Consider the following 13,588-nt stretch of genomic DNA (forward strand, 5'->3'; position numbering starts at 1 on the left):
GAAAGAGGAACGCCAATGCTTCGATTAATCCCGCTTGTGATCCTTCTGGCAGCCTGTACCGACACCAGCATTCCCGAAGATGTCGCCGCCACCCCCCAAGCCGCTTCGGTGGAACTGGCCTTTTGCAAGGGGGAATCCTTTGCCGATTCCGTTGGCCAGCCGGTCTCGAGCATTCAGGCGGACCTGCCCGAGCGAGCCCGTGTACTGGGCCCGGATGACATCGCCACACAGGATTACCGCATCGACCGACTGAACGTTTACGTGAACGGGGCCGGGATCGTTCAGCGGCTGGCCTGCGGCTAGGGGTCGGACTCGACTCTGGCATCGATTCTCAGATAAGAACAAAATGAGAACACTTTGATGTCTGCCGATGCCCAAACGCCGAATACTTTCGCTGTGGTTCCCCCGTCTGGGGGCTGAACGGCTGGTCCGCGCCGCGCGGGGCCTGCAGGATGGGCCTTTGGCCGTGGTGACCGAGCAATCGAACATGCAGGTCGTCACCTCGCTGAACGCCGAAGCCCAGGCCGCCGGTCTGCGCGTGGGTCAGCCGGTGCGCGACGCCCATGCCATGTGTGCAGCACTTGTGACACGCCCCCGCAATGCCCCGGCCGAGGCCGCGTTTCTGACCGCGTTGCGTCGCTGGGTGGGCAAGTTCAGCCCTTGGGTGGCCGAGGAATCACCGGACGGGCTGATTGTCGACCTGTCGGGCTGCGCACATCTGTTCGGTGGCGAAGAAGCGTTGCTGAGCGTGATCGAGACCGACTGCGCCGATATGGGGCTGAGCGTGCAGATGGGCATCGCAGATACGTTGGGGGCAGCCTGGGCCTTGGCGCGCTATGCCGGGCAAGAGGCCACGTCCGACCGCAACGGTGACGCCATCAGCCAGGAGGCCCGCGCCACGCGCGCCCGCGCAGGCAAGCGGCGGCACTGGACCAAAGGCGGGGCCGCGCCGCAAGTGATGGCACTGGGTGGCGGCGCACGGATCGCAGCGCCGGGGCAATCCTATGGCGCGCTCAGCCCCCTGCCCATCGCAGCGTTGAGGCTCGAGGATCAGGTGGTGGCGCAGCTGAACCGGCTGGGCCTGCGCCGGATCGGCGATCTGCTGGGCCAGCCCCGCGCCTCTCTGGCGCGGCGGTTCGGGCGGGGGCTGGTGCTGCGGCTGGATCAGGCGATGGGCAGCGCCCCCGAGCCGGTCTCGCCCGCCCGTCCGCCGCATCACTTTGCGGTGCGGATGACCCTGCCCAACCCGATCGGATTGGTCGAGGACGTGATGGCCGCCATCGACCGGGTTTTGCCCACGCTCTGCGCCAGATTGGAAGAGAAGGGCCGCGGCGTCCGTACCCTACGGCTCGAAGCGCATCGTGCGGATCAGGCGGCCGAGATCATCGAGGTCGGTCTGGCTCGCCCAACCTATGACAAACACCGTATTCGCCCTTTGTTAGAGATGAAAATCGACAAGATCGACGCAGGTTATGGCATCGACATGCTGCGACTTGAGGCGGTTCAGTCCGAGCCCATCCACGCCCGGACCCGAACCGGCCATGCCGAAGCCAGCCGCGCGGCCCGCGAACGGCTGGAGGGCAACAGAGCCGTCGAAGACCTGATCGGAAAACTGGGCGCGCGGGTGGGTCTGGAGGCGATCACACGGCGCCACCCGGCGGCGTCTCACATTCCCGAGAAAACGGCTCAGACCCTGGCCGCCGCGTGGTCGGAACCCGCCCGCAACTGGCCCGTCCCGCCACGCCCCCGGCCTTTGCAGATGTGGCAACCCGAACCGGTAATGGCCCCGGAAACCCCAGAAGTGCCCGGTGCCTTTCGCTGGCGCGGGCGGGACTGGCAGCTGGCGCAGGCCACCGGTCCGGAACGCATCGCGCCCGAGTGGTGGCTGGACGATCCCAACTGGCGCAGCGGGGTGCGCGATTACTGGGTGGTGGTGACGGAACAGGGTGAGCGGCTTTGGCTGTTTTACGGCCATGGCGGCACCCTGTCGGCGGGCTGGTTCTGTCAGGGGCAGTTCGGCTGATACTACCTGCCGCGAAACACCAGAAAGTCCGGCAGATAATCAAACAACCGGACCAGCCACGAAAACGGAGCCGGAAAATCGGTGCGAAACCGGCGTCGCGACATCGCCTTGACCACACGGTTTGCCGCATCTTCCGGCGTCATCAGCATCGGCATCTTGAATTTGTTCTTCTCGGTCAGCCGGGTCTTGATGAAACCGGGGTTGACGATGCGCACAGTCACACCGGTGCCGGCAAGATCAAGCCGCATGGATTCCGCCAATGAAATCAGCGCCGCCTTGCTGGCGGCGTAACCAATCGCCGCCGGTAACCCACGATAACCCGACAACGACCCGATCAGCGTGATATCCCCGCGACCAGCCTGAACAAAGCCCGGCACTGTTTCGCCAAGAACCCGCAGGGCACCCGTGAAATTCACGTCATTCATCGCGAGAACGGCCTCGGTATCCCAGTGTTTTGCGGGCATCGGCTCATAGATGCCGGCATTGTAAACCAGTCCGTCAACCTCTCCGACCTGTTGCCGCGCACGGCGAACCGCCTCAAGGTCCGCGACATCAAATGGAACGGCGCGCGCATTGGGCAGCGACCCGCAGATTTCTTTCAGACGTTCGGCGTTGCGGGCGGACAGGACCAGATGCGCCCCTTTGTTGCTCAGCGCCTCGGCCAGCGAGCGGCCCAGCCCTTCACTTGCGCCAATGATCCAGTAGGTCTTTCCATCAAAATCGATCATGCCTTTTCATTCCGGTTGTGACAGTCGTTTTACGCACCGGTGACCCGAAAGGATCACCCACCGTCCGGACCTGGGGATGCCACCTCAAACGGCCTTGGGATGCTAAGATACAGCAAAGCATTGCTTTTTATTGATCCACTGTCTTTGGCCCCGCGTATCTCAGTAAATAACGCATAACGAGGATGGAATGTTCGACGAAACCCCGCGTGTACGCAAGAAAATCGCAGTCATCGGCGCAGGCATTTCAGGCCTCTCTGCAGCCTATTACCTTTCCGAAGACAACGACGTAACCGTGTTCGAGGCCGAGCCCCGGCTGGGTGGTCACGCCCGAACGGTTATGGCTGGAAGGAACGGCGACCAGCCCGTCGACACCGGGTTCATTGTATTCAACTACGTCACCTACCCGCATCTGACGCGCCTGTTCGATGAACTGAACGTTCCCGTCAGCAAAAGCGAGATGAGTTTCGGGGCAACCATCGACAACGGCCGGATCGAGTACGGGCTGAACAACCTGCGAACCTTGACGGCGCAGAAACGTAACCTGACACGCCCTGCCTATTACAAGATGATTGCGGACATTTTGCGCTTTGGCAAAGAAGCACCCGATGCGGCCAAGGATGACGACACCACAATTGGCGAACTGGTTGACCAGTTGCGCCTGGGTCACTGGTTCCGCCACAACTATCTGATGCCAATGTGTGGCGCGATCTGGTCCACCCCGGTCGAGTTCGTCGACCAGTTCCCGGCCCGTTCACTGGTTCAGTTTTTCCGCAACCACGCACTTTTGGCCTCTGGCCGCGCCAATCAGCATCAATGGTACACAGTCACGGGCGGAAGCATCGAATATGTCCGCCGGATCGATGCCGCACTGCGTGCGCGTGGCTGTGAGATCCGCCTGGCCGCACCGGTTGATCACATTCAGCGCAGCGATCTGGGAGTTACAATTCACAGCCAGGGTGTCTCGGACCTGTTTGACGAGGTGGTACTGGCCACCCATTCGGATCAGTCACTTGCCGTTCTGGGCCAGGGCGCCACTGCATCAGAGAAGGCTGCCCTGGGCGCGATCCGGTATCAGCCGAATGTCGCAACGCTTCACTGCGACCCCGCCCAGATGCCGCGTCGGCGCGCATGCTGGTCCAGCTGGACCTACCGGTCGCAAGCCGGACAGGTAGGCGTGACATACTGGATGAACCGGCTTCAGAACATTCCTGATAGCGATCCTCTGTTCGTTACGCTGAATGCGCCGACCGAAATCGCCGACGACAAGATCTATGATCAGGTGGAATTCGCGCATCCGGTCTTCGACAAGGCCGCCATAAAGGCGCAGGCGCAGATCCGAAACATGCAGGGGCAAAACCGGACATGGTTTGCCGGAGCCTACAATCGACATGGGTTCCATGAAGACGGGATTGCCAGCGCAATGCATGTTGTCGGGCTGATCAAAGGAAACTCGCAAACACCCGGAGCTGAACATGGCGTTCCTGAAGAAGCTGCCATCCCTGTTTCAACCGACGCATAACAGCTGGCGTGCCGCGCTGTTGTCCGTTGCAATGCTTGCCCCGGGCGGGCTGGCGGCCTCTCCGGTCTTTGGTGTTCTGGACAATGCTCAGACGCGCGGCGCGGCGACCTTCCGGTACCTGGGCTTTCCTCTGTATGACGCGCAACTGTTCACGCGAGGTGGGGCGCCGCTCAGCTGGAGCAGAGATTTTGGCCTGGAACTGCGTTATCGGCGGAACCTGACAAAGAAGGCGCTCGTGAACTCGACACTGGATGAAATGAAACGCATCGGACGCGCCGCCCCGGTTCGGCAACAGCTGGATGGTTGTTTCGACGCCGTCAGCAAAGGCGACACCTTTCTGGCCGTGTCCCAGGGCCCGGACAAAGTGAGCTTCTGGCTGAACGGTCGCAAGACATGCACGATGGCTTACCCGGGGATCACACGCAGCTTTATGTCGATCTTCGTTGGGGACAACACGCGCTCTGCCGCTTTCACCCAGTCGCTGTTGGGGAAATGATGCTTTATCCGCGGGTCAGCCTGTATGCGCTGATGCTTGCTGCGGCCGGTATCCCGCTGTACATACATTTGCCTCGGTTTGCGGCTGTCAATCTGGGCATTGGACTGGCCACGATCGGCACGGTACTTCTGGCGATCCGCCTGATCGATCTGGTGCAGGATCCACTGATCGGCTGGGCCATAGACCGTTGGCCAGGTGCGCAGGTTCTGTTCGCGGCCATGGCCATGGCGGGTCTGGCGGTCGGATTTCCCCTGCTATTCTCATTGCCTCAGGGCGCAAGTGTGGCGGCTTTGGTCGCCATTCTGATCCTGTTGTTTTCAGCCTATAGCCTTGGCACTATCCTGCTTTATGGCCGCAGCGCGACACTTGCCAAACGGCCTGACCCGAAAGAGCTGATGACGCTGGCCGCCTATCGGGAAAGCGGGCAATTGGCCGGAGTGATCCTTGCCGCAGGTGCGCCGGCATTGCTGGCGGCCCTTGGGGCGCAATCGCAAGGATATCCCGCATTTGGGCTGTTCCTTGGGATAATGGCTATCCTGTCAATAGTTTTGACTTTCCCCATGTGGCGGCGACCGCCGATAACCGGAGAAGGGCTGACATATTCCGGCCTGGGCCAGGCTGGTGCGCTCAGGCTGCTGGTGCTTGCTCTTGTAAACAGCCTGCCTGTGGCAATAACATCCACACTCTTTCTTTTCTTTGTCGAAGACCGGCTGCAACTGCCTGGTAAAGCGGGACCTCTTTTGATCCTGTTTTTCCTTAGCGCGGGCGCAAGTGTTCCGTTCTGGGCGCGTCTCAGCAACCGAATTGGCCCTAAACAGACTCTGATTATTGCGATGCCTCTGTCGATTGCCAGCTTTGTCGGGGCGGCCCTTCTGGCTACCGGGAACCTCACGGGGTTTGCGTTGATCTGCATGACCTCGGGCGCGGCGCTGGGGGCAGACATGGTGGTCTTGCCCGCCATGTTCTCGGTGGTTCTGACACGTGCCGGGCTGAATGCTTCGGCTGCGTTTGGCATCTGGTCTTTCGCTGGAAAACTGGGTCTGGCCTTGGCCGCCTTCTTCACACTGCCCCTGCTTGAACGCAGCGGATTCACCCCCGGACAGGCTAACTCGGCCCAGGCATTGAAAACACTCAACCTGGCTTACGCCGTGCTGCCCTGCATTCTGAAACTTGGCGCGTTCGGATTGGTCCTGACGTTGCCCTCAAAGGAGCCCGTCCAATGAAACTCCTTGCAATTCTCCTGTTTGCCCTGCTTGCCCTGTTGTTTGCAAAAAGGCGCTACTTCAGCTTTCGGTCTCAATCACCCGCAGACTATTCCGACACAGGTCCGAAGTTTTCGCTGAAAGAGCAACTGAACGGGGAAATCCTGTCCGAAGGGCTGATCTTTGGGCCAAACGGAAAGATGTCCAACAGCTTTGTCGCGCGCATGGTGGGGGAATGGACCGGAAATTCCGGGACGCTGACCGAGCATTTCAGCTATTCCAACGGCAAACAAATTACCCGCAAATGGTACCTGACCCTGGGCGCCGGCAACACTTTCACGGCAACCGCAGACGATATTGTCGGAGAAGGAAAGGGCGTTATCGCAGGCTCGACCGTCAGACTTTCCTACCGGATCGTGCTGCCTGAAGACGCCGGCGGGCATATTCTGGACGTCACAGACTGGATGTATCTCACCGAAAACGGCGCGATCATGAACCGGTCCGAGATGCGGAAATTTGGGGTGAAGGTCGTCGAGTTGATAGCGACCATGCGCCCCGCCCCAGCGGTCAAGACCAAGCACCTGAACGGTGCACATGGTCGCGACACGACAACCGAGGCGAGGCCACTGCAATGACCTTTCGCCGCTTTCTGGCAGGCTGTATGGCCATTGCCGCGCTTATGATCCTTGCCGCCTGTTCCGCCAAGCCAAAGGTTCCCAAGACCTTTCTTTCTGATCGCCAACTGAACCTTGAGGAATTCTTTGACGGTCAGACGGTGGCCTATGGGCAGTTTCAGGATGTTTTGGGCAATGTCTCGCGCCGCTTCACGGTCGATATTGAAGGCAGGTGGACCGGCGAAACACTGACATTGGTCGAAGACTTCACTTATGACGACGGCGCGACCGAGCAACGTGTCTGGACCCTGACAAAGACAGGTGAGGATACCTGGACCGGAACAGCCCCGGGTGTGCTGGGCACCGCATCAGGCATAGAGCGGGGCGACACATTCAACTGGAAGTACAGCATCGACCTGCCGGTCAAAGACGGCACGATGCGGGCCGATTTCGATGACTGGATGTGGCTGCTGGACGACGACAGGCTTCTCAATCGTGCGTACCTGTCACGATTTGGCGTCCGTTTGGGCGAGGTTATCCTGTTCTTCGAAAAGAAGTAGTTCGGGGATGAGCGGCCACGGTCATGCAACCGCAGCCTGACGCCCCAAACGGCTGGGCACCGCATTCTGTCTGAACACTAGGCCGACTTTTCGGTTTTGTCCTCGACTGGCTCAGCATCCATTTCGATCACTTCCGCCTCGTCACTCGAAACATCCACAACGTCTTGTTCCGGCTCGGATTTATCCTCGAGCGCACCGACGATCAGAGGCAGCATGTGCACCCCTGTGGCACTGGCGATTTCCGGTGTTTGCGGCGTTTGCCAGCTGAGCGTATCAAAGCTGTGACAGTTCTGGCAGACCGGGGCCCACTCAGCCTGAATGTCGTGACAGTTGTCACAGACCCATTGCGGACCACGCGGCGCGTTCAGCGCCTTGGCCAGCCACCCCTGCACCACCGCGTCCGACGAACCCTCGCCGCGCTCGATTGCAGCCATCAGCGTATAGGCCCGGGCATCTGCCTGTTTTTCCACCACATCGCCCAGCGCGCGGCGGGCTTCGGGGAAATCTTCGGCAACGATATTGAGTTCCGCCAGTATCAGCCGGGTTTCCTGATGCTGAGGATGAATGCGGGTCAGTGCCGTAAAGCGCTTGATCCGTTCGGATGGCGTTTCATCCGGCACGATCTCGGCAAAGGCATGCGCCAGATCGGGGTGAGGCTGAACCTCCCAGGCTTTTTTCAGAATCTTGGTTGCCGCCCGGGGCTTGCCCTTGGCGATATAGGCCCGCGCAGCCATTGCAGCGGCCGGAACCAGATCGGGTGACAGCCTGTTGGCTTCTATCGCGTGCTCCTGCTGTTCGAGAGTCGCATCTTCGTCCAGAATATCCTTGGCCTCGGACAGGGCCAGAACTGCATCGCGGCGCTTGAACACGTCACGCGGCAGTTGGCCCGCTTTCAGTTTGGCCGTCAGTGTGGAACGCGCGCCAGCCCAGTCCTGGGCCTTGGTCTGAAGGCCCAGCAGAATATCCTGCGTTTCCTGATGCCGCGGTTTGATCGCCAGCGCCTTTTCGGCCAGCTTTCGCGCGGTTTCATCATCACCTTCGGCAAGTTTCTGTTTCATGATGCCGCGTACACCGACAAAACGGGTCGAATTGTTCGTAACCAGTTTCTTGTAGGTCTCTGACGCCTTTTTGGTGTCGCCATTCAATTCGGCCGCCTGCGCCACCAGCAGGTTCGTCAGCTCGGGCTTGTTCAACAGTTTTTCGGCCTTTGTGGCCTTGTTCAATGCTATGCGTCCTTCCCCCGAAGCCAGCGCCATCAGGCCATCAGCCAGTGCCTGATAGCCGCGCTGTTCGCGACTGCGGTCGAAATAGCGCGACAAGGCGGTTTCGTCGCCATTCAGGAATTTCAGCGTCGCAACCAAAAGGCTGAGCAACTTGAAGAACAGCCAGACACCCAGGACCAGCAGACCCAGCCCAATCACCGATTGAAGCGGCCCTAACGTGTATTCCGTGCCCCCGGCCGTGATCTGAACACCGCCGCTGGTTTCCATAAGGAACCCTGCGCCCATGGCCAGCAGACCGATAATCGCAACAAAAACAAGAATCTTAAACAATGACCACAGCATGGCAGGCCCTTCAGTTCGAGTTTGCGCTTGGTTGAAGCGCATTTGCGGCGGCTACAGCAGCGACCCGTGTCTGAGCCGCCTGTTCCCAGTCTGCCATTGCCGATTGTCCGGCTTCAGGCAGGGATTTGAGTTCATTCAGCGCCGCCGGCAGGTCCCCGCTGGCCAAAGCGGCCTGCGCCCGCGACAGGATCGCGTCCGGGCTGTCCCCATCCTGCGGTGTAACTGACCGGGCGCCGGTCTGGCGCTGCAAAAATGCAATCACGCCCGCACCTTTGTCCGCATCACGAGCGTCCGCCAGCGCCGCCCGGGCCGCCGGATCAAACGAGGCCCGCAGGCTGGACAGGCTGTCCACACCCTTGTCCGCCGGACCCGACAAGGCGTCAGGCACATCCACGCCATTGGCTTTCAGTTCGGCCACCAGATCGGCATAAGGCTGGCCCGCATCCAGTTGGCCCTGCAGGCGCGACACGATCGTTGCGTTTGTCGCAGCCAGTGCTTCGGCCGAAGCTTTCGCCTCGAGCGCCTGTGCGTCGCTTACCATCTTCTCGACCACGGCGCGCTGTGCGGCCAGGGAATCCTGCAGCTTTTTCAGCTCAGCCTCGAAGGCAGCTGATGTTTCCTGAGATGCCCCCTGGGTCAGAGCGTTGCTTTCAAGATCACTCAGGCGGGTATCCAGAGGAGCCAGCTTGCTGCTGAGTGTGTCGACACTGGATTTCAGGGCACCCAAATCCGTTTCGACCGGGGCCAGCTTGTCAGCCAGAGCCGTCATCTGATCGGAAAGACCGGTAACATCTGGAGCGTCCGCAAGAGATTTCGAAAGCTTCGCAATCTGGTCTGACTGTTCGGCCAGTTTCGCCTCAAGCGCGGAAAGGGCGTCTTCTGAACCCGAGCCATTGGTCAGATACCCGCTGCCCACGACATAGCCGATAGCCGCCGCGACCACGCCGCCGATCAGGGCTGGCACGAACCCGCCCTTTTTTTCCGCAACCCGTTCGACAGTTTTTTCTGCAACCGGCGCAAGCGCGGCTTCGGCTTCGGCTTCGGCTTCGGCTTCGGCTTCGGCTTCGGCTTCGGCTTCGGCTTCGGCTTCGGCTTCGGCTTCGGCTTCGGCTTCGGAAACTACGTCGTTAGGCTGGTCAGCCGCGTCAAGGGGCTTACTATCCGGTTGATCCGTGGCTTCAGTTTCGACGCTTTCGGCAATATCTTCCGACTTAGGGTCTTTCTCCGGCTCCTGATCGGATTTCGTTTTACCAGCCACCGTCACATTCCCCTTATCGATTCCAAAAAATCCTGAACAACAGACCTGACCAAGTTAATCCGTGCTCTCTTTTCCCTCAACCCGCATCGCGTGTTTCACAAGCTTTTTCACGGCTTTCCGCATTTTCCCCGGCGTCGGTTGTTTCGCTACCTTCAGCCGGGCATAGTTCAATGCATAAAGCGGTTCAGCCGTCGCTTCGCTGATTGGCGCTAGCCATAAAGGGGCAGAACCGGACCAGATATCGGCAAATTGTCGCGCCGAGCGGGGGGAAAACAACGGCGCAATGACCGGATCATCGTCGTTCGCCATTTCCTCGGCCTCGGACGACAGCGGCAGCAGCTTTTGCTGATAGACCGGCTGCTCATGCACGGTCAGGCCGGATTCGGTCAGCCGCTCGGCGATATTGCCCCGGCTGTGTTCCCCCCGAATGTGCAGCAATGGGGTCTGCGGCCTGAGTTGCAGCAGATCTCCCATCAATTCCTCTGCCGTCTGCCCCGCCATCCGGGCAGTCCATCCTGCGGACAGGGCCGCGGACGTTGTTGCGGGACCGACGCAAAAGGCGGGAAGGTTCCGCGTTACGCCCAGCGACGCCGCTGCATTGACCCCGTTTGCGGAGGTGAAGATCAACCCGCGCATTCCCTTTGTGTCAACCTGAACGGCAAGCGGCCTGATATCCAGAATCGGGGAGTAAATCACTTGAACCCGCGATCTGACGCGGTTTGGCAACTGTGCAACAAACCTTTCGGATGCGGCGTGAGGGCGGGTCATCAACAAATACAACTATCGGCGCCTTCGGCCTTGGGATTGTTTGCGTCCGCGCAGGGTGATACCCCGCTTTGCAATCATGATGCAACGGATCAGGCCAATGGTGCAAACACTTACCGTTCTGGGGCTGGAAAGCAGCTGCGACGATACGGCCGCCGCCGTGGTGCGCCAGACCGAGGGTGCGCGGGCTGAAATCCTGTCCTCTGTCGTGCATGGCCAGACAGAGCTTCACAGTGCCTTTGGCGGCGTCGTGCCGGAAATCGCCGCGCGGGCCCATGCTGAAAAGCTGGATGTTTGCGTGGCGCAGGCCCTGAACGAGTCCGGCCTGAACCTTCGCGATATGGACGCGATTGCGGTGACGGCCGGCCCGGGACTGATTGGCGGGGTAATCTCGGGTGTCATGTGCGCCAAGGGGTTGAGTGCTGCAACCGGCGTACCCCTGATTGGGGTCAACCACCTTGCCGGGCATGCTCTGACACCGCGCCTGACCGACGGCATTGCATTTCCCTACCTGATGCTGCTGGTGTCGGGCGGGCATTGCCAATATTTGATCGCCCATGGCCCTGACCAATTCACCCGTTTGGGCGGCACGATCGATGATGCGCCAGGGGAAGCGTTCGACAAGACCGCCCGATTGCTGGGACTGCCGCAACCCGGCGGCCCCTCGGTCGAGGCTGAAGCCCGTATGGGCAACCCGGACCGGTTCCGCTTTCCCCGGCCCTTGCTGGATCGTCCGGGCTGTGATTTGTCATTCTCGGGCCTGAAAACCGCATTGATGCGCATGCGGGACCAGATCGTGAGTGAAAAAGACGGCCTGACCCGTCAGGATCGGGCCGACCTGTGTGCGGGCTTCCAACAGGCCGTCGTCGATACTCTGGCGGAAAAGACCCGTCGGGCGATTACCCACTATCTCGGCGAAAAGCCATCTGAATCTGTCATTGCAGTGGCAGGGGGTGTGGCGGCCAACAGGGCAATTCGGGCAGCGTTAGAGACTGTTTCCGCGGAAACCGGCGCCCGGTTCACGGCACCCCCGTTGAACCTGTGCACGGACAACGCGGCCATGATCGCCTATGCCGGGCTGGAACGGTTCCGCAGTGGCACACTTGACGGATTGGACCTGACCGCCCGCCCGCGGTGGCCATTGGACCAAACCAGCCCGGCCATGCTGGGAAGCGGCAAGAAAGGCGCCAAGGCATGAGCATTTCAGTCCTAGGCTCGGGCGCGTTTGGTACAGCGCTGGCCGTGTCACTTGCCGGAAATGGGCCTGTGACGCTCTGGTCGCACTCGCAGGATCAGGCGCGGGCCATGCAGGACGGGCGCGAGAACGCGAAACGCCTTCCCGGCATTCAGCTCGGCCCGAATATCGCCGTGACGTCGGATATCAAAGTCGCTGCCGGCAACGATGTTCTGTTGCTGGCCGTACCCATGCAGCAGCTTCGCGCAGTCATCACGGAACATGCACCTTTGTTGCGGCACAAGACGCTTGTGGCCTGCTGCAAGGGGATTGAACTGACATCCGGGCTTGGACCGGTTTCGGTCATCCGCCAGACCGCCCGGGATGTAAGGCCCGCTTTGCTGACCGGTCCCAGCTTTGCCGACGACATCGCGCGCGGCTTGCCCACCGCGCTGACGCTGGCCTGCGATGAGGATGAACCGGGCCAGCACCTGCAACACGCGCTTACAACGACCAACCTGCGCCTGTATCGGACAACTGATCTGATCGGCGCCGAATTGGGTGGGGCGCTAAAGAACGTGATGGCCATCGGTTGTGGGGCCTGTATCGGCGCCGGTCTTGGCGACAGTGCTCGCGCGGCGCTGATGACACGGGGGTTCGCGGAAATGCAGCGCTTCGCGGCCATGCGCGGCGCACGGCCCGAGACCTTGATGGGCCTGTCGGGATTGGGGGATCTTGTCCTGACATGTTCATCCGAGTTGTCGCGAAACTATCGTTTTGGCCTTAGTTTGGGTCGAAACGATAGTTTCGACCCCGGAACAACAGTGGAAGGTGTGGCCACCGCAAAAGCCATGTCCGACATTGCCCGGGCCGAGGGACTGGACATGCCCATCAGTACAACAGTGGCGGAACTCAGCCATGGTGAATACAGTGTAACCAAGGCGATTCAATCGCTGCTCAATCGCCCTTTGAAGGAGGAATAAAATGCTGATCGCTCTGATCGCCCGCGACAAGGACGGGGCGCTGCAAACGCGACTGGACAATCGTGCTGCGCACCTGGCCTATATCGAAGAAACCGGCGTCGTGGCACAGGCCGGTCCGCTTCTGAACGGCGACGCGATGATTGGTTCGATGATCATTCTGGAAGTTGAAGATCTGGCAGCCGCGCAAAGCTGGGCCGACAACGATCCCTATGCCAAAGCTGGGTTGTTCAAATCGGTCGAACTGGTTCCCTGGAAGAAGGTCATTGGCTGATGGCGTATTGGCTGTTCAAATCCGAACCTTCCACCTGGAGCTGGGATCAACAGGTCGCCAAGGGCGAGACGGGCGAGGAATGGGACGGCGTGCGCAACTATCAGGCCCGCAATATCATGCGACAGATGGCCTTAGGCGATCGCGGCTTTTTCTATCATTCGCAAAAAGACAAGGCCATAGTCGGCATCGTCGAGGTCTGTGCCGAGGCGCATCCCGATAGCACAACGGATGACGACCGGTGGGATTGCGTAGATATCAAAGCCGTTCGCCCTTTCGAGACTGCAGTCACTTTGGAGCAGATCAAGTCGGATGAGCGTCTGGCCGAAATGGTTTTGGTCAAAAACTCCCGACTTTCCGTGCAACCGGTCACGGAATCGGAATGGGACGCCATTTGCGCGTTGGGGCAAACCCGCCCTGATTGAAACGCTTC

General features: G+C 60.3%; 15 protein-coding genes. 11 read left to right on the forward strand and 4 right to left on the reverse strand.

Annotated features, from left to right (window positions below; genetic code table 11):
- Positions 1-15 precede the first annotated feature (15 nt).
- Together ACR0CG_RS04595 and ACR0CG_RS04600 are read left to right on the forward strand one after the other, a co-directional pair.
- The gene (locus ACR0CG_RS04595; protein WP_480523024.1) at positions 16-303 is read left to right on the forward strand and encodes an I78 family peptidase inhibitor; all 288 of its coding nucleotides are present in this window, start codon (positions 16-18) and stop codon (positions 301-303) included.
- A 67-nt stretch (positions 304-370) separates the two neighbouring features.
- Positions 371-2,023 (forward strand): DUF6504 family protein, encoded by a 1,653-nt coding sequence (locus ACR0CG_RS04600; RefSeq protein WP_480523025.1) that lies wholly within the window; start codon positions 371-373, stop codon positions 2,021-2,023.
- Between the two features lie 2 nt (positions 2,024-2,025).
- On the opposite strand, the gene ACR0CG_RS04605 is transcribed toward ACR0CG_RS04600, so the two are convergent.
- Entirely contained in the window at positions 2,026-2,751 is a 726-nt protein-coding gene (locus ACR0CG_RS04605; RefSeq protein ID WP_480523026.1) for an SDR family NAD(P)-dependent oxidoreductase, read from the reverse strand.
- A gap of 187 nt (positions 2,752-2,938) precedes the next feature.
- Here ACR0CG_RS04605 and ACR0CG_RS04610 point away from each other — a divergent pair, with 187 nt between their 5' ends.
- Genes ACR0CG_RS04610 through ACR0CG_RS04630 form a run of 5 tightly spaced genes read left to right on the forward strand, consistent with a single transcriptional unit; the run spans position 2,939 to position 7,142 of the window.
- A complete protein-coding gene (locus tag ACR0CG_RS04610; RefSeq protein WP_480523027.1) occupies positions 2,939-4,270 on the forward strand; it encodes an NAD(P)/FAD-dependent oxidoreductase in 1,332 nt (443 codons plus the stop codon).
- On the forward strand, positions 4,224-4,766 hold the full coding sequence (locus ACR0CG_RS04615) for a hypothetical protein (RefSeq protein ID WP_480523028.1): 543 nt from the start codon (positions 4,224-4,226) through the stop codon (positions 4,764-4,766). The genes ACR0CG_RS04610 and ACR0CG_RS04615 overlap by 47 nt, the downstream gene beginning before the upstream one ends.
- Entirely contained in the window at positions 4,766-5,989 is a 1,224-nt protein-coding gene (locus ACR0CG_RS04620; RefSeq protein ID WP_170612854.1) for an MFS transporter, read from the forward strand. Before ACR0CG_RS04615 ends, ACR0CG_RS04620 begins: the two co-directional genes overlap by 1 nt.
- The gene (locus tag ACR0CG_RS04625) at positions 5,986-6,603 is read left to right on the forward strand and encodes a DUF3833 domain-containing protein (RefSeq protein WP_480523029.1); all 618 of its coding nucleotides are present in this window, start codon (positions 5,986-5,988) and stop codon (positions 6,601-6,603) included. The genes ACR0CG_RS04620 and ACR0CG_RS04625 overlap by 4 nt, the downstream gene beginning before the upstream one ends.
- Entirely contained in the window at positions 6,600-7,142 is a 543-nt protein-coding gene (locus ACR0CG_RS04630) for a DUF3833 family protein (protein ID WP_170680051.1), read from the forward strand. The genes ACR0CG_RS04625 and ACR0CG_RS04630 overlap by 4 nt, the downstream gene beginning before the upstream one ends.
- Positions 7,143-7,219: 77 nt before the next feature.
- Here ACR0CG_RS04630 and ACR0CG_RS04635 read toward each other — a convergent pair whose 3' ends face one another.
- The 3 genes from ACR0CG_RS04635 to ACR0CG_RS04645 are packed head-to-tail and all read right to left on the reverse strand — an operon-like array spanning position 7,220 to position 10,661.
- Positions 7,220-8,707: a heme biosynthesis HemY N-terminal domain-containing protein gene (locus tag ACR0CG_RS04635; protein WP_480523030.1), complete on the reverse strand. Its 1,488-nt coding sequence runs from the start codon at positions 8,705-8,707 to the stop codon at positions 7,220-7,222.
- A gap of 10 nt (positions 8,708-8,717) precedes the next feature.
- Positions 8,718-9,965 (reverse strand): COG4223 family protein, encoded by a 1,248-nt coding sequence (locus ACR0CG_RS04640; protein ID WP_480523031.1) that lies wholly within the window; start codon positions 9,963-9,965, stop codon positions 8,718-8,720.
- Between the two features lie 54 nt (positions 9,966-10,019).
- Entirely contained in the window at positions 10,020-10,661 is a 642-nt protein-coding gene (locus ACR0CG_RS04645; RefSeq protein WP_480523032.1) for a uroporphyrinogen-III synthase, read from the reverse strand.
- Between the two features lie 169 nt (positions 10,662-10,830).
- Between ACR0CG_RS04645 and tsaD the strand changes: the two genes are divergently transcribed.
- From tsaD to ACR0CG_RS04665, 4 genes are read left to right on the forward strand one after another with little or no spacing between them, the layout of a single operon-like run.
- Entirely contained in the window at positions 10,831-11,928 is a 1,098-nt protein-coding gene (tsaD, locus tag ACR0CG_RS04650; RefSeq protein ID WP_480523033.1) for a tRNA (adenosine(37)-N6)-threonylcarbamoyltransferase complex transferase subunit TsaD, read from the forward strand.
- Positions 11,925-12,887 (forward strand): NAD(P)H-dependent glycerol-3-phosphate dehydrogenase, encoded by a 963-nt coding sequence (locus tag ACR0CG_RS04655; protein WP_480523034.1) that lies wholly within the window; start codon positions 11,925-11,927, stop codon positions 12,885-12,887. The genes tsaD and ACR0CG_RS04655 overlap by 4 nt, the downstream gene beginning before the upstream one ends.
- A 1-nt stretch (position 12,888) precedes the next feature.
- A complete protein-coding gene (locus ACR0CG_RS04660) occupies positions 12,889-13,158 on the forward strand; it encodes a YciI family protein (RefSeq protein ID WP_480523035.1) in 270 nt (89 codons plus the stop codon).
- Positions 13,158-13,580 (forward strand): EVE domain-containing protein, encoded by a 423-nt coding sequence (locus tag ACR0CG_RS04665; RefSeq protein ID WP_480523036.1) that lies wholly within the window; start codon positions 13,158-13,160, stop codon positions 13,578-13,580. The genes ACR0CG_RS04660 and ACR0CG_RS04665 overlap by 1 nt, the downstream gene beginning before the upstream one ends.
- The last annotated feature ends 8 nt before the right edge of the window (positions 13,581-13,588 follow it).

The organism is Ruegeria sp. AB8 (genome assembly GCF_056542605.1).